At 39.1% G+C, this 17,007-nt stretch carries 10 protein-coding genes; 5 read left to right on the top strand and 5 right to left on the bottom strand.

The window, feature by feature from the left end; genetic code table 11:
- Window positions 1–139 precede the first annotated feature (139 nt).
- Window positions 140–1,387 (top strand): sodium:proton antiporter NhaD, encoded by a 1,248-nt coding sequence (gene nhaD, locus E2I05_RS16600; RefSeq protein ID WP_121853448.1) that lies wholly within the window; start codon window positions 140–142, stop codon window positions 1,385–1,387.
- Between the two features lie 353 nt (window positions 1,388–1,740).
- Complete coding sequence (locus E2I05_RS16595) at window positions 1,741–2,679, top strand: hypothetical protein (RefSeq protein WP_121853447.1); 939 nt, start codon at window positions 1,741–1,743, stop codon at window positions 2,677–2,679.
- A gap of 669 nt (window positions 2,680–3,348) precedes the next feature.
- Here E2I05_RS16595 and E2I05_RS16585 read toward each other — a convergent pair.
- Window positions 3,349–3,528, bottom strand: a complete 180-nt coding sequence (locus E2I05_RS16585) for a hypothetical protein (RefSeq protein ID WP_133309754.1) — start codon at window positions 3,526–3,528, stop codon at window positions 3,349–3,351.
- A gap of 283 nt (window positions 3,529–3,811) precedes the next feature.
- On the opposite strand from E2I05_RS16585, the gene E2I05_RS16580 reads away from it, so the two are divergent.
- Together E2I05_RS16580 and E2I05_RS16575 are read left to right on the top strand one after the other, a co-directional pair.
- Window positions 3,812–6,832, top strand: a complete 3,021-nt coding sequence (locus E2I05_RS16580) for a pentatricopeptide repeat-containing protein (protein ID WP_121853444.1) — start codon at window positions 3,812–3,814, stop codon at window positions 6,830–6,832.
- 351 nt (window positions 6,833–7,183) lie between these two features.
- Window positions 7,184–8,281 carry a pentatricopeptide repeat-containing protein gene (locus E2I05_RS16575; RefSeq protein WP_121853443.1) on the top strand — a complete coding sequence of 366 codons (1,098 nt, stop codon included), beginning with the start codon at window positions 7,184–7,186 and terminating at the stop codon, window positions 8,279–8,281.
- 492 nt (window positions 8,282–8,773) lie between these two features.
- Here the strand turns inward: E2I05_RS16575 and E2I05_RS16570 are convergent, their stop codons facing one another.
- From E2I05_RS16570 to E2I05_RS16560, 3 genes are all read right to left on the bottom strand, one after another.
- On the bottom strand, window positions 8,774–10,243 hold the full coding sequence (locus tag E2I05_RS16570; RefSeq protein WP_133309465.1) for an ISKra4 family transposase: 1,470 nt from the start codon (window positions 10,241–10,243) through the stop codon (window positions 8,774–8,776).
- A gap of 315 nt (window positions 10,244–10,558) precedes the next feature.
- Complete coding sequence (locus E2I05_RS16565; RefSeq protein WP_121855182.1) at window positions 10,559–11,548, bottom strand: general secretion pathway protein GspB; 990 nt, start codon at window positions 11,546–11,548, stop codon at window positions 10,559–10,561.
- A complete protein-coding gene (locus tag E2I05_RS16560) occupies window positions 11,548–13,200 on the bottom strand; it encodes an ExeA family protein (protein WP_121855183.1) in 1,653 nt (550 codons plus the stop codon). The genes E2I05_RS16565 and E2I05_RS16560 overlap by 1 nt, the downstream gene beginning before the upstream one ends.
- A 205-nt stretch (window positions 13,201–13,405) precedes the next feature.
- On the opposite strand from E2I05_RS16560, the gene E2I05_RS16555 reads away from it, so the two are divergent.
- A complete protein-coding gene (locus E2I05_RS16555) occupies window positions 13,406–14,461 on the top strand; it encodes a hypothetical protein (protein ID WP_121855184.1) in 1,056 nt (351 codons plus the stop codon).
- Between the two features lie 1,248 nt (window positions 14,462–15,709).
- Here the strand turns inward: E2I05_RS16555 and hemL are convergent.
- Window positions 15,710–16,999 (bottom strand): glutamate-1-semialdehyde 2,1-aminomutase, encoded by a 1,290-nt coding sequence (gene hemL / locus E2I05_RS16550; protein ID WP_121855207.1) that lies wholly within the window; start codon window positions 16,997–16,999, stop codon window positions 15,710–15,712.
- Window positions 17,000–17,007: the final 8 nt, after the last annotated feature.

The raw sequence follows: 17,007 nt of genomic DNA, 5'->3' as shown, positions 1-17,007 counted from the left end.
TATGAGTGTGATTTTATGCGCGTGGAATTATAGAGAGCATGATGTTCTCACGTGCGTTTCTATGGAATTAACCTACACTGAAATTAATTAGTCATTTCAGATGAATACCTGTAACAAATAGAACCTTGGCGGAAACGAAATGCTCAATACTTTTCTGATCATCCTTTCAATTATTGCATTGTTGTCCATTATTTTTGAAGATCTTACTCATATCAATAAAGCCAAAACGACCTTATTTTTAGGTTGTTTATCATGGGTGTTTTTATTTGTTGCGGCGTCAGATCCAAATCAAACAAAACTTATCGATAATCAGCTGAATGATAATTTGCTTGAAATAGCGACCTTGTGGCTTTTTTTGATGTCGACAATGACATTCGTGGCATATTTGAATGCGAAAGGGATGATCCAAGTAATCGTGCAAAAAATATTCCCAAGCAAGGTATCCGTGAGAATACTGATGATTCAAGTGGCTATGTTTGCCCTTATTTTGTCTACCTTTTGCGATAATGTTACTGCAACCTTAGTGACTCTCGGACTATTGAGTACTTTTGAATTAAGTTCTGAAATTAAGCTTAAAATGACCGTATTGGTAATTTTTGCAGTTAACTCAGGAGGTGTGGCACTGATCACTGGCGACGTAACAACCTTAATGATTTTCTTAAGTGGGCATGTGCAAATGTCTGAACTATTGAGTTTACTCATACCATCTGCAATCAGTGTCATTTTCCTATCTTTCATGTTCTCGTATAACGCTAAAGGTACAGTGACAACTCAAGAGGTTACTCGCAACTATCAAAAGGTCGATGTTGCCATTGCTGTGCTATTTTTAACAACAATTATCATGACGATGATATTAAATATCGTGTTTGCTATACCGCCAGTGCTTACGTTCCTGAGCGGTTTGTCCTTAATGTTTCTTATTGGAACCTTTGCTCGAAGCGAGAAAGAAGAAGTGCAAGTGTTGGAGTATGTTAGGCAAGTTGAGTTCGAGACTTTACTGTTTTTTTTAGGCATTTTGCTGCTGGTGGGCATGTTAAAACAAATAGGGGTATTGGATATGCTCGCGAACGTGTACGGCATATACAACCCTGACGTTTCAAACTTCTTTACTGGTATGGCATCGGCGTTATTAGATAATGTGCCGATGACGGCTGCTTTGCTAAAAGCGGATCCAACCTTGTCATTGTCTGAATGGATGGGACTAACCTATAGCGTCGGCGTTGGAGGGTCATTGCTGGTAATAGGAAGCGCGGCCGGAATAATTGCAATGAGCAAAGTAAAAGAGCTGACATTTGGAAGCTATTTAAAATACTTCCCTGCTTTGTTTATTTGCTACAGCTTGGGCTATGGACTGACGATTATTATTGGGCAGCAACTATTTAGCTAAGTTGAACCGAATTCGAGTAAAAAATACATCCCCGACTTCTCAGTAAACTTGATTAATGTATTATAACTCCAAATGTTTAGATGGTTAGAGTTTCATTCCGAAAGTAACAAATCGCTAGGCATTAATGAAATTAGGTTTCAATACAATATCAACAGGTTGCATTAGAAAAAGTATCTCTAAAACCAAATTGTGAACATCAAATCGCTGGAAGCCACGACTAACCTTAAAAAGTAAACTTAGGACTTGAAACAGAAATAAGTATAACGACGAATAAAGTTAAATATATTTAACTTTATTATTTCTTTTTTTTTACTAATAATGCTCAACAGTTATAATTAATTATTAGCATGTATATGGCTTTTCTTCAGATAGCTTCAACCTATTCTGTTTTGCCGTCACCGATAATTGAAAAAGAAGCATTAAGCACAATTAAAGAGTCAGAGAAATCACTAGCTTATGATGACAACTATCTTACAGAGCTGCTGAGATTCCCAAGCTTACTAGGTATTATTAGCAGGGTTCCATTCATAGCTGGCGATGACATATTACAACTTGGAATAGGGTTGGTGTACCCAGATAGACTAATTACTCGACACTGTTGTCCACAGTTAGTCGAGATATTATCCGTTATGCCAAAATCAGTGAGATTAATTTCCGTTGATAATAATTTAAAAGTCTTAACTAATTTCCAAAGACCTGATGGTTTCGAACACGAAGAAGGTAAGTATTTTAAACTTTCATCTCCATTATATTATCCAAAAAAAGATTATTCAGGAAAAGATCTTCTTCCAACGTTTTTAAATAAATTTGTAGATTCTGAAAATTCAAAAGAAAAAACTATAGAGTCTAATTATATCTCTGAAAACTGCCTGATTTATCCTTGTAACTTTGAAACATTTCCTTTTCATTTATATGAAAATATAAAATGTATAGTTGCAACACAGTCTATAAAGTTTGTTTTTCGAAAATTTACTGAGGAGCATTCTGAGTTTGATGCTGAGATATTATGTTTAAATTTTCTTAAAAAAATATCCTATGCCTTGGTTAAGAATGGAGTGCTTATTACAACATCTTCTGATTTTGAATGTTTCCCTGAATGCTCTCAGTTATCCATGGGGATTAAGCATATTTACTCTTTTGATAAGAATAGAACGCGTTATCACTTAAGCAATGTTTATAATTTCGGAAAGATGGTTCGTTATTTAAATGATAAGTTAGGCCATGACTTTTGTGTAGATACTGTAATTGATAGACTTGAAAATACGAGACTTATTACCATAGCCAGAAGGTAAGTACATTTACCATAACGCCCTCTTGAATACATTTCAGAAAGTGGCTTTGGGTTAAATCACCGCTAACAGCACAAAAGAAAATATGATCTTAATGAAAAATGGTTGAATTAAGTCAGTCAACAAATGGTGATTTCATTACAACAGCACTTAACCCTAGAAAAATCAGTTGGGCGCATAGAAGTAATACCAATTACAGTAATTAATCTCTCACTCAGCAAGAGATAAAGGTTTTCTGTACAAGGCGCAAGTTTGAAGTACTATATTCCCTACGGCCGCCATACAAAACTGGCGTTCAACGCACTTAGTGCTTTTGTCGGGATAATTCAAAACTTGTAACGTGGTAATGAAATCCTTTAGCCTTGCCCTTCGGGAGCTTGTATGTGTCCAAATTACTACGCAAAATTGTCTCTACGTAGCAATGTAATAACGACAGTTTTGTATGTCGGTAATAACTATGTCTTCATCAATTTCACTTGTACTTTGTACACATACATAGCTCTGAGCAGGGAATTTAATTACTGTAATTGGTATTATAAGAGTTTGTCTCATACTAGATTGGATTGTAAATACCATGTCGTTTTTATTCTAAAGAGAAGACAAAAACTGATTTTTGGTACAATCAGAAAACACTTCGGTGATGTATTCATAACTTAGCAGTTCAAAAAGGAATTAGCGTTTAACGATGCCTTTATCACTCCGAGGAAGCGTTAAATAGGTGAGCTTTATCAATGTCTTTTGAATGAACTGATACTTTTTACTTTTGGAGCCGAGTACTGTAAACGCAACAGGTTGGTTACCGTCAATAAATTCTTTTAGCGCAGCTAGAGAAAGTAAATTTTCAATATTCATAATCAACTTCAATATGGTGATCATGAACAGAATTTGAGCTTTAGACTCATTTCATATTAGAAATTAATCCTTCGTAAGACTCATTTCATATTGAACAAGGCTCAATTTCATTATTTTTTGCTTGAACCTGAGGTACAACTATTAGCTACGAAACGGCTCCTCTGTGCGGTGGATAATTTTCTGTTATACATTTATAGAATATCTTAAAACTAAATATTTTTGTATTTATCTTTTCAACGCGTTATTTTTAGCCTGTTAATTCATTCACTTATAGAATAATGTAATGGCGACAGTGCGTACTTCTGCTGAACAACAATCAATATATGAATCCGTACTCAAAAGCCTCCAAGAATACCCAAACGAAGCCGTATCCTATCTAAACTTTAAGGTTTCAAAATTTGATAATAATGAAGAGTTGCAACAGTGTTATCAACTATTAAGCAAAACCGATAGACAAAAGCTGTATGATTTTTTCAACAAGAAACCATCGTCGACTCGCTCTAACTCTCACACACGAGAGACTCATTATTGTGAGAGGCCAAGAAATATTCACCAACATTTTGCAACTGAGCCCCGCTCCATTACTCCACAATCGAGCACTCAATATACCAAGCAAATACAGCAACCATCTTCCTCATCTAGTTTTTTTGTTACTCAGACCAGTGCGCTTATTCATTCTTGGAAACTTAAACAGAAAAGCAAAAATAAACTGGGTCTAGAGTTAAATGCATTAATTAGTCGTTGCACTAAACTTTCGCAACTTATTGAAATCATTCACACCCTAAAAAACGACAAACAAGTCATGGAAATATCATGGGACATAAAGTTAATCCATAAATTGTTACATAAAGCGGCCGAGCTTTCTGACAGCCATTCATCTAATTTCGACGGCGTTTTTAGTGACATAACACGACTTAAATCGTGCTATGAATCGCAAACATGCATACTATTACTTAAATTAATTAAGCTAAAGTTAAATTTTTCAGATGTCAAAAAGTTGATGCTAGGCAATGCAGTTGAAGCCAGCTTAATGCAACAATGGGGCATCAAGCCAGATGTTGCCATTTACAATGCCTTTATCACGGTATGCGCTGAAACTGGCCAATTTGATAGTGCTTGGCAACTGGTGTGTGGTGACGAGCCTGTGATGGCACCTCATTTGCCACTAAAAGCCAATCAAATCACCTGTATGAATTTGCTGGCTGCCTGCGCTGAAATGGGGCGTTATGCAGAAGCCAAATCATTAGTATTGGGCGATGGCGATACAGCTACAGCCAACTTAATGCAACAATGGGGCATCAAGCCTGATGTTGCCATTTACAATGCTTTTATCACGGTATGCGCTAAAACTGGCCAATTTGATAGTGCTTGGCAACTGGTGTGTGGTGTTAAGCCTGTGATGGCACCCCACCTACCACTAAAGGTAGATGAGATCACCTGCATGAATTTGCTGGTAGCCTGCGCTGAAGCGGGGCGTTATGCAGAAGCCAAATCATTGGTGTTGGGCGATGGCGATACAGATACAGACAGTTTAATGCAGCAGTGGGACATCAAGCCTAACGTTGCAATTTACAGTGTCTTTATCACGGTATGTGCTAAAACGAACCAGTTTGATAGTGCTTGGCAACTGGTGTGTGGTGATAAGCCCGTGATGGCACCTCGTTTGCCATTAAAAGCCAATCAAATCACCTGCATGAATTTGCTGGCTGCATGCGCTGAAACGGGGCGTTATGCAGAAGCTAAATCATTGGTGTTGGGCGATACAGATATAGGCAGCTTAATGCAGCAGTGGGGCATCAAGCCTAATGTTGCCATTTACAATGCATTTATCACGGTATGCGCTAAAACTGGCCAGTTTGATAGTGCTTGGCAACTGGTGTGTGGTGACAAGCCTGTGATGGCACCTCGTTTGCCACTAAAGGCTGATTCAATCACCTGCATGAATTTGCTGGCAGTCTCCGCTGAAACGGGGCGTTATGCAGAAGCCAAATCATTGGTGTTGGGCGATTGCGATACAGATACAGCCAGCTTAATGAAACTATGGGGCATCAATCCTGATGTTGCCATTTACAATGCTTTTATCACGGTATGCGCTAAAACTGGCCAGTTTTATAGTGCTTGGCAACTGGTGTGTGGTGATAAGCTCGTGATGGCACCTCACTTATCATTAAAATCCAATCAAGTCACTTGCATAAATTTGTTGACGGCCTGCGCTGAAGCGGGGCGTTATGAAGAAGCCAAATTATTGGTGTTGGGCGGTGGGGATACAGATACAGCCAGCTTTATGCAACAATGGGACATCAAGCCTAATGTTGCCATTTACAATGCCTTTATCACGGTATGCACCAAAAGTGACCAGTTTGATAGCGCTTGGCAACTGATGTGTGGTGACGATCCTGTGATGGCACCTCATTTGCCACTAAAAGCCAATCAAATCACCTGCATGAATTTGCTGGCTGCCTGCGCAGAAACGGGGCGTTATGCAGAAGCTAAATCATTGGTGTTGGGCGATACAGATATAGGCAGCTTAATGCAGCAGTGGGGCATCAAGCCTAATGCTGCCATTTACGATGCCTTTATCACGGTATGCGCTAAAACTGGCCAATTTGATAGTGCTTGGCAACTGGTGTGTGGTGACGAGCCTGTGATGGCTCCTTATTTGCCATTAAAAGCCGATAAAATCACCTGCATGTATTTGCTGACGGCCTGCGCTGAAACGGGGCGTTATGCAGAAGCCAAATCATTAGTGTTGGGCGATGGTGCTACAGATACAACCAGCTTAATGCAGCAATGGAACATCAAGCCTGATGTTGCCATTTACAATGCCTTTATTAAAGTATGTATTAAGGTTAAGGAATTTGACACTGGAATATGGTATTTAGAAAAAATAATGAACAAATGTGACATAAGTACTCCTTCACAAATACATGCTCAACTTGCGCCGCTTGAAAAAGATAATTTTGCAAGCATGATTGATAAAGGGATAATAGAAGGACTATATAAGAAGAATGTTGGCTTAATTAATCATTGTATAGATTTGCATATGGATAAAATCTTCGAAGAACATCCAAGCAATGGTACACATAATCGAGTTGTTCCAGTAGCTTTCGCAAAACTATTATTTTGTTACCACAAAAAAAACAATGAACCCAACATAACATCTATCATAACTGGATACCATGGCAATAATACGTTAAAAAATGGAATGATAAGTTTTCTCAAAGATGAATTTGGACTTGAGTTTATCGAGGATAAATTCAACTCAAGAATGATAGTATTGAGCGAGTCTCCCCATATAACTTGATACTCGCGAGCACACTTTTTAGAATGATCGCATGATAAAATGAACATCATAGAACAACGACAATATTATAATGTTAATTGCATTTTTGTTTTAATGTTATAAATGATTTTGGGGTAAAAATGCGCCAGCCGACCAAGTTGGCAAGGGAGGGACAAAACCAATTTACGCTCAATTTCATTATCTTTTGTTTAAGTCTGAGGTGCAACTATGAGCTACGAAACGGCTCCCCTGTGCGGTGGATAATTTTCTGTTATACATTTATAGAATGCCTTAAAGCTGAATATTTTTGTATTTATCATTTCAGTGCGTTATTTCTTAGCTTGTTAATTCACTCACTTATTGAGTAATGTGATGACGACAGTGCGCACTCCTGCTGAGCAACAATCAATATATAGATTCATGCTCAAAAGTCTCCAAGAATACCCAAGCGAAGCAGTATCCTATCTAAACTTTGAGGTTTCAAAGTTTGATGATGATGACGACTTACAACAGGGTTATCAAAGATTAAGCAAAACCGATAGACAAAAGCTGTATGATTTTTTCAACAATAAATCATCGGCGACTCGCTCTAACTCTCGCACACGAGAGACTCATTATTGTAAGAAGCCAAGTAATGTTCGCCAACGTTTTGCAACCGAGCACCGATCCATTACTCCAAAATCGAGCACTCAGTATCCCAAGCAAATACAGCAACCACCTTCCTCCCCTGATCCCTTTTTTACTCATACCAGTGAGCTTATTCACTCTTGGAAACTTAAACAGAAAACCAAAAATCAACTGGGTATTGAGTTAAATGCATTAATTGGTGGTTGCACTAAACTTTCGCAGCTTATTGAAATCATTCACACCCTAAAAAATGACAAACGGGTAATGGAAACATCATGGAACATAAGGTTAATCCATAAATTGTTACACAAAGCGGCTGAGTTTTCTGACAGCCATTCATCTAATTTCGACGGTGTTTTTAGTGACATAATACGATTTAAATCGGTCTATGAAGCGAAAACATGCACACTATTACTGAAATTAATTAAGTTAAATTTAAATTTTTCAGATGCCAAAAAATTGGTGCTAGGCAATGCAGCTGAAGCCAGCGTAATGCAACAATGGGGCATAAAGCCTAATGTTGCCATTTACAGCGCCTTTATCTCGGTATGCGCTAAAACGGACCAGTTTGATAGTGCTTGGCAACTGGTGTGTGGTGATAAACCCGTAATGGCACCTCATTTGCCATTAAAATCCAATCAAATCACCTGCATGAATTTGCTGACGGCCTGCGCTGAAGCGGGGCATTATGCAGAAGCCAAATCATTGGTACTGGGTGATGGTGATGGCGATACAGATACTACCAACTTAATGCAACAATGGGGCATCAAGCCTGATGTTGCCATTTACAATGCCTTTATTAAAGTATGTATCAACTCAAGTTTCGGAGTTGAAACTCAATAGCCGAAGATGTTTATCGCGTTGATATATAAGTGGAAATTAAGGGTTGAAGTGTTGTGATTTTGTTGCTTAGACAAAAACTAAAACTAAAACTAAAACTAAAACTAAAACTAAAACACACCAACCCTCAGACAAGTATTGACATGAAATCACTCCAGCTTCCATCCCTTACTTCTAAGTTTTTGCTGCGTTCTTGCATCAGGGGAAACGCATGAATGTTTTTAGAGCAAAAGCCGTAGACTTTATAATCCGTCATTACAGTGAAAACGGGAATCCAGTGATTTTGGGTATTCCAATTTAAGGCACTAGATTCCCACTTTTGTGGGAATGACGAAATTACCACATGGAATTGTGTATATTTCACTCACTCGTGCGGTTTCCCTGGCCAGTAGCCTACTCTACTTTAATTACTTTAATTACTTTAATTACTTTAATTACTTTAATTACTTTAATTACTTTAATTACTTTGGGTGTGGGTCTTTTAAAACGACGAAGTTATCCACATCTGTATAACCTCTGTTTGGATTGCTTTTTGTGATACTCCCAATACTTTTCAATATCACCACTCGATCTTAACGACCTAAGTTTTAATATAGCTTCTGCACCTTCAAGACTCCATCTCGCTCCAGTGATATCCAACCTATCATTAATCAGATGACGACAAGCTCCCTCAATGACACCGCTAGCAATTGGGAAACCTTGCTCTAACGCTTTACCGTATTCTAATCTTGATTTATTTCTCAATAGATAACCGATGCACTTATTAATGCCTTCTCGTTGTTTTAATTTCCGTTTTGTTGCACTGATCCCAAGGCCTTTTGCTACTTGTGACGCATTACCTCGTAAGATTTCAGTCGCTCGCTTTTCTATCCAATCTTCGACTTCTGGATCATCTTTTTCAAATAAGCACCACGCCGCTTTCCAGAGATATTCAAGCACATGGATGAAATCCATGACCACCGTTGCATTGATGTTGAGTTTCTTCATCACCCGATAAATTTGTTTTAGCTGATGAGGATGACCATCAACGAGTACAACCCACTGACGGCTTTGAGTTGGGTCTCGTTCCAGAGCTTCTAAAAATGCTTCTTCAATCACAGTCGCAGCGCTTCTTTCTACGCTTGCCCACACACGTTTATTTCTTGGTGGCACACGTAATGGACGAACATTTGAATTATCGTTTCTAGACATGATTGATTCTGGGGTACGATGCAAAGGCTTGGTGGTGTATACCGCTGCAACTTCTGCCATTCGTTTGCGGTCTTTTTTTTCTCCAGCACTTAGGCGTCCTTTGAGCTTCTGTTGTTTCGCTGCTTTTTGCGTGCCCTCTCTCAAGCTATTAGGTTGCATAACGATGCCTTTTCCATCCATAGTCAATACCAGTAAATCAGATGTATTTTCTGGCTTAAGGTATCTCTGCTGGAGATAAAAACCATCAAAATCTTGTGCAATATCCTGCACAATTTGCCTTGCTTGTCGCTTGGGCACGTGCGCACCTGTGGTGGTATCTATTGAGCTTACTGCATCATCATATGAGCCTTTGACTGCTTCTGTAGCGAGTCTTAGGCGTACACCATCAGAGTATTTATCTTTCGAAAGATTCAGCTCACCATCCATTGGAAACACGCTATCACACCGACGTTGACTGTAACCTTTTCGATGCATCGTTACGGTACCAAATAAACTTTCTAAGTTTCGTTTGCAGTTATTTTTCAAATGATTCAATGCAATGTCACGGTTGGAACAAACTTGCTGACGGGGCTCTTCAGCGGTTTTGATATCTAAGAAACCCTGTAATAAACACCGCAACAACTCAGTTCCTTCGGTATCGATATAAGCTTCAACTTCTCCATGGCTCTCTTGCTTAACTTGCTCGTCTTCGAGGTGCGAAATAATACGTTCAAATTGCAATTTGGCTTCAGAAAAGAATGAAAATTCGAGTGAGTTTGAGTATGCTAGTTTCATGAAAGGAGCCTTTTTATATACTTGTTGTGTGTGGAAACTGATAAGTACTATAAAATTGCTCCTTTCGCACCATTTATTAAACCCATCCAATTGATAATTAATGATCTTTTCATGGTTTTCGTCGATCAAAAAGATCTACACCCAATTACTTTAATTACTTTAATTACTTTAATTACTGTAATTAATGGTATAAGGTTTCAAAAAAGAGAAATAGCGTGAACATAACAGCAACTTGCATTAGGTTAAGCTTTTAGCTCCCTTTTAGGGAGCTTACACAATGCCACTTACTTAAGAAGATGGCTCATTTTCTCTGTTTTAAATGGCGGGCACTTTAAACTTCTTGCCGGCTACTTCAAGTACGACATCTCTTGGGCGAATTTCAATTACTTTTAACTTGCCTTTGATTTTATCGCCTTCTTTAATTTCTACGCCATCGACACTCAGTATTCGGTCTTTTGGGTCGGTAGAATACATGTGAGCATTGATATTAAACTCGGGAACTTGCAGTTGTACTCCTGCCGGAAGCTCGCCGTATTTCGGTATATTGGTTTTTATTGTAGGCTTATCCGAATCGCTATTGTTTGAATTCGACAATGAATGTTCAAGCTCAACTTGACTGAGTGCCGCTTGAAATTTATCAACGAGATCGTCTTGCTTTCTTTGGGCTTCAGTCTTTAAACCGACATCTGATGCTGCAAGTTCAACTTGGCGTTTGAGAGCTTCAAGGTTTTGGGCTTCAATATTAGTCTTAGGTGCGCCTAAGACAATTTCTGTTTGTTCATCCGTTGAAGGTGATGGGGTGCCTGAATTATTTGCTTGAATACTAGCTTGTGACTGACTGTATTCATCATCAAATTCAGGCTGAGTAGTTTGGTCAACATCGTTTGCATTTTGTGGTTTATGATTGGGTTGAGCGCCAAGGGAAATTTCTTCTCCTGTTGCTTCTACTTGTATTTGTGGTTGGTACACTTTTGGTAATGGTAGTGCTACCTTGCCTGCAAGTTCGATATTTGAGTTGGGTTTTGTATTGGTGGTGTCGTCAGTGACTTCTATAGGAATATGCTTTACTTGTTTATCGACAATTTGCGTCGTAGGAGCCGCCTGTATTGTTGAAGTCTCAGTTGCAGTAAACCACCAAGCCGCCGCTACACCAATCGTTACCGTTAAGCTTAACAGCGCAACTCGAAAGGGCAGTTGACCGTGTTTTTGCTGTTGCTGGAATTGATGATAAGGATTCATGATTGGGTCAAGCTTATCATTGGATTGTTGCTTACTCTTAGATACAGCATCAAGTAGAATAGACATTAACCACGCTCCATTTGCTTGAATAATCTAGGACCGATTGTACTGCCATATAAACTTAGTTGGACGTAGGTTTGGTTGCCAACAATACCATCGGCTCTCAGCCCGTGGCGTTGTTGAAATGCAATTAAGCTTTCTTTTAACTGGTTATCGAAACGATCCAAAGTACGAGGCTGTCGATGTTCAATATTGGCTAATTGATTTTCAAGCCATTGCACTTCTTTGAGAGGCGAATAGCGATTAATTAATTTCGCAGTGCCAAAAGGTGCTTGCCATAATAATTCAAACGTACCGCTATAATGTTTATCAAACCATTCGTTATCTACCCAAACTTGCTGTTCGCCCAATTGTAATAAAATGCGTCTTTCATCCCGCGCTAAAGCCGCTGCGTAATAAGTCGTTTTGTGTTCGTCATGTAAATAAAGTACAGCTGGATAATTTAAGTCGAGCAGCACTTGCCAGTCACCTTGCTGTTGATGGCAGCTCAATTTTTGTAACTGTGCTGACTGGCAGGGAGTCAGTCCTTGATACGCGGACTTACCCCACAAATCAAACAATATTGAAAACGCGGTATTAATATCGCCGCTTTGTGATATGGCGGCATCAATAATTTGTTGATCGGCTGAAATGGACTTAGTAGCAGAAAGCTGCTTTACATTGCTTTTATCTTTAGTCTGAGTTGTTGGTAGTTGAGGAGGCTTCACAGGTTGAAGTTCAGTCTGCTGGGTTTCAGTTATAGTGATTGAATCATCATTGCTTGAATTGAAATAAGCGTAAGCACCACCGAAAGCGATACCAAGAGTAAGAACTGTGATCGCGGGCCATAATAGATTTGAATTTTGCTGCTCTTGCTCACCAAGGATTTCATTTGCTGCAAGATTAATCATGTGATGATCGATTGGTGTTGCTGATTTAGCATAACCGGCCATTAAAGCTCTTTCACACAATAAGTTAGTGAGTCTTGGAATGCCACCACTGTATTTGTGCAATGCTTTAATAGCTTTACGTGAAAAAAGCGGCTCATTTCGACCCGCGACTTGTAATCGATGTTGGACGTAACGTCCTATTTCTTCTTCAGAAAGAGAAAGTAAGTGATATCTTGCCGTAATTCGCTGTGCTAACTGCCTGAGTTCTTGACGCTTTAATAACTGCTGTAATTCCGGTTGACCAATTAAAATAACTTGGAGCAGTTTTTTAGTGTTAGTTTCTAGGTTGGTTAATAGCCTAAGCTGCTCAAGTACAGCAGGTTTTAGATGCTGAGCTTCATCGATAATCAATAACGTATCGCGACCTTTTTTGTGATTATTGAGTAAGAACTCACTGATGCGATCTGTTAACTGCTTTAGGGTAGGGTTTTCTGAATAGGTAATATGTAATTCGTCACATAAAGTTGCCAGCAACTCAAGCTCGGTAAGTGCAGGGTTGAGAATAAAAGCTGTGTCGGTATTCTCAGGTAATTGTTGTAATAAAGTACGTGAAACGGTTGTTTTACCTGTTCCTACCTCTCCTGTGAGTAGTACAAAGCCGCCGGTGTCACCTAATCCGTAACTTAAATGCGCGAGAGCTTCACGGTGTCGATCACTCAAAAATAAATAGTGGGGATTAGGGGCAATAGAAAATGGATTATCATCGAGCCCATAAAACGCTTTGTACATATTAATCATTAACCTTATATGCTTAATCTGCCAACAAGTTAAGGCTAAGTGCTTTTTTTGTCAAAGATAATTGTTCTTGTCATGAGTGTTTAAGGCTTTATTTAAGGTTTAAATATTTATTAATTTGGTGTTCAAATCAATTTAACACTAAATATGCTAAAAAGGTCGGAATGATCAGTGAAAGCATGACTTGTAGGAGAACAATGTGATAAGTGGCGAAATGAGCAGTAGCTATACTCCTTTGACTTTTGAACAAGCTGTTGAATTAGAACAGTATGCTTTAAAGCCTGACGAACTTGATGTCCTCAGGGAAAAGGTCATTGCTGAGACTGATGCAGAATTTAAGCCATACCCTAAATTTAAAAAGATTTGGCCTTTAGTTCATCCTGATGTTGAATCAGGTGATATAGAGAGATTCAAAGAACATTTAGTTAGTTTAAGGACGGCCGAAATTCCAAAGATGACAACAGAAATTGGTATGCTCAATGCTTATTTAAAAAATACTTCGAAGTATAAATTTGATTACTTTTGTGACTATACAATCCAACCTCTTCAATATGAGTTCTACCTATTATTAAGAACTGGTGATATCCAAACATCCAGGGAACATAAATTAACCACGTTAATTGCATGTAAGCAGGTGGATGTAAAATGCGTCCCCCAGCAATCTCAGGCTACTGCAAAAGCAACTAGTACAAGACAATGGTACGCTCACACGATGAAAATTAAAACTGAAAAAGGAAGCGGTTTAGATCCTTGGGGAAATGTTATTGACCATTCAGCTTTAAATTGTGGGGTAAATTCTGGGATAAATGCAGGGATACAAAATGGTCTTGGCTATATTCAAGCAAAAACAAAGCGATTAAAATTGGAAAGAGACGTTAAAAAAGAGGGAGTAATGACTCATCCTGCATCTTACCCTCATGGCTCCTACTTTTCTGATACTTCAATTCCTTACTCTCATAGATACTGTTCCTCTGGTACTTCAATTCCTTACACTCATAGATATTGCTCCTCTGGTACTTCAATTCCTTACTCTCATGGTTACCGCTCCCCTAGTACTTCAATTCCTTACTCTCAAGGGTACTGCTACCCTAGTACTTCAATTCCTCATTCTTTTGATTTTTTAGGCAAGCCAACAAACAGGAGAGTGGAAAGACAGTCTCCTGTTATGCTACAAAGGCCAACACATGGGGTGACGAATATTTCAGAGTCATCTTCAACACAGCCTTTTAGTTTTAATCCATTGTTTTATTCTTAGATATATACTGGAAATGAAAGCAATTAATAAGCAGATTTAGCTTTCTTAATACAGGACATTGAGATGAAATAATATTTAACCTGAGCATAGGTTACTGAGGGAGTATAATACCAATTACAGTAATTAAATGCTCAACTCAGAGCTATGTATGTGCGCAAAGTGCAATCGAAATTGATGAAGACATAGTTGTACCGACATACACAGCTGTCGTTATTACATTGCTACGTCAAGACAATTTTGAGAAGTATTCTTTATAAACCAAAGTGAGCACATACAAGCTCCCGAAGGGCAAGGCTAAAGGGTTCCATTACTGCGTTACAAGCACTTGAATTATCCTGACAAAAGCACGAAGCGCGTTGAACGCCAGCTTTGTATGGCGGCCGTAGGGAATATAGTACTTCGAGCTTGTGCCTTGAACCTAAACGTTCATGATAGGCATAGATGTCATATGCGTTTACTTTGACTACTATTTTTCTATCACCCTACACCATGAAAATTGTATTCGCTGAGATTTGAAGATTATTTCCAACCTAAGCTAAAGGCGAAGTGATTTTTAGCTTTTATGCTTTCACTAACAGGCTTGGGAATAGGTGTTAGCGGCTATTTTTACGGTAAAAACATCAGCTGAACGCTGAGTATATGAGTAACTGTTTGAGCAATAAGATGACTTTATCATCATGGCTTTCACCCAATGAGTGAAGTGCTCTACGCTCACAAGCTTGCTAAAATGGCTGCTATCTGCGTTATAACTTTTGCAAGTAGAATAACTACTTGCTGCAAGCTACGCCTTAATATCAGCCATTTTTTCTACGCTTGAGAACGCAGTCAACTGATGTTTCTAGGCTGAACTGAAACCCTTTAGCTCTTGCTGAGTGAGAGATTAATTACTGTAATTGGTATAATCTAGGGAAGCCATGAGCTTCCCTGTGAAAATTAAGTAGTTATAAGCTCGCTAGGGTCTGTTGATCTTTCAGGATTAAATTTTGTGCTATTTGAGTATTTATCTGTTCAAGGCGTGAGCAGTGATGCTTAGCCATCTAAGTGAGCTGGTCACAACACAGAACAGTAAATGCTCAAAAGCATCGAAAAAAGAGAGAGCGTAAATTGGTCGCTCTTTCTAAATAAAAGGTGCTGCGTTATCGTTTTCTTATTTGGAAACGAAGTAACGACAGTTTTGTATGTCGATAATAACCAAACCTCACAAACTCTGCCTTGCATAAAATAACCAATTTATCGCTGCAAAAACAATCACGAAAGATCAACAGACCCTAATACTTTATCCGCAGCAGTTAATGTTTTCTCAAGAGCCTCATCATCGTGAGCCATAGATAAGAAACCAGCTTCATAAGCACTTGGCGCTAAATACACGCCTTCGTTGAGCATCCCATGGTAAAAAGCTTTAAAGCGTTCCATGTTACATTTCGTGACTTGAGCAAAGCTTGTAATATGTTGCTCTTCGGTGAAGAAGAAACCAAACATGCTGCCAACGTAATTAATCGCCATTGGAACCTGATGTTTATCAGCAAGTGCTTTAAAACCTTCAGCGATGTATTTGGTTTTACGAGCGAGTTCTTCGTATAAACCGTCTTCTTCTAGTGCTTCCATTTGAGCAAGACCAGCCGCCATTGCAATAGGGTTGCCTGAAAGTGTTCCGGCTTGATAAACAGGGCCAGTAGGTGCAATGTATTGCATGACTTCTTTCTTACCACCAAATGCACCAACAGGCATGCCACCGCCAATGACTTTACCTAACGTTGTTAGATCTGGTGTAACACCGTAATGAGCTTGTGCGCCAGCTTTTGCAACACGGAAGCCTGTCATGACTTCATCAATGATCAGCAAAGCACCGTATTGATCACAGATATCTCGTAAGTCTTGCAAAAAACCTTCAACTGGCGGAATACAGTTCATGTTGCCAGCCACAGGCTCAAGGATGATACAGGAAATATCTTTAGGGTAAGTTTCAAAGAGTGCTTTAACCGAATCAATATCATTATAAGTGGCGGTTAATGTGTGTTTAGCAAAATCTTCAGGTACACCGGGTGAGCTTGGCTGACCAAGAGTTAATGCTCCAGATCCTGCGTTAACAAGCAAGCAATCCGCATGGCCGTGATAACAACCTTCAAACTTCAATATTTTAACGCGATTAGTGAAACCACGAGCTAAACGAATGGCACTCATGGTCGCTTCAGTACCTGAACTCACCATGCGTACTTGTTCGATAGAAGGCACCATAGCGATGACTTTTTCAGCCATAGTGATTTCAAGTTCAGTTGGTGCACCAAAGGACAGACCGTTCTGTACAGCTTCTACTACGGCTTGTTTAATTTTAGGGTTATTGTGGCCTAAAATCATTGGCCCCCATGAGCCGACATAGTCGATATAAGCATTCCCATCGGCGTCATACACATAGGCACCGTCAGCTTTTTCGATAAAGCGTGGTGAACCACCTACACCATTGAATGCACGAACGGGTGAATTTACTCCACCGGGTATACTTTGCTTAGCCTGTTCAAACAGCGTATCAGAACGGGTCATTATCTTGT

The organism is Parashewanella spongiae, assembly GCF_004358345.1.
GTDB classification, from domain to species: Bacteria; Pseudomonadota; Gammaproteobacteria; order Enterobacterales; family Shewanellaceae; genus Parashewanella; species Parashewanella spongiae.
The sequence above is the reverse complement of the archived record's forward strand: the minus strand, read 5'-3'. Positions and strand labels throughout refer to the sequence as shown.

What these genes read in the sequence shown, in the direction of transcription:
- nhaD (WP_121853448.1), top strand. Translation starts at nt 140, where the DNA reads ATGCTCAATACTTTTCTGATCATCCTTTCAATTATTGCATTGTTGTCC.
- E2I05_RS16595 (WP_121853447.1), top strand. Translation starts at nt 1,741, where the DNA reads ATGGCTTTTCTTCAGATAGCTTCAACCTATTCTGTTTTGCCGTCACCG.
- E2I05_RS16585 (WP_133309754.1), bottom strand. Translation starts at nt 3,528, where the DNA reads ATGAATATTGAAAATTTACTTTCTCTAGCTGCGCTAAAAGAATTTATT.
- E2I05_RS16580 (WP_121853444.1), top strand. Translation starts at nt 3,812, where the DNA reads ATGGCGACAGTGCGTACTTCTGCTGAACAACAATCAATATATGAATCC.
- E2I05_RS16575 (WP_121853443.1), top strand. Translation starts at nt 7,184, where the DNA reads ATGACGACAGTGCGCACTCCTGCTGAGCAACAATCAATATATAGATTC.
- E2I05_RS16570 (WP_133309465.1), bottom strand. Translation starts at nt 10,243, where the DNA reads ATGAAACTAGCATACTCAAACTCACTCGAATTTTCATTCTTTTCTGAA.
- E2I05_RS16565 (WP_121855182.1), bottom strand. Translation starts at nt 11,548, where the DNA reads ATGTCTATTCTACTTGATGCTGTATCTAAGAGTAAGCAACAATCCAAT.
- E2I05_RS16560 (WP_121855183.1), bottom strand. Translation starts at nt 13,200, where the DNA reads ATGTACAAAGCGTTTTATGGGCTCGATGATAATCCATTTTCTATTGCC.
- hemL (WP_121855207.1), bottom strand. Translation starts at nt 16,999, where the DNA reads ATGACCCGTTCTGATACGCTGTTTGAACAGGCTAAGCAAAGTATACCC.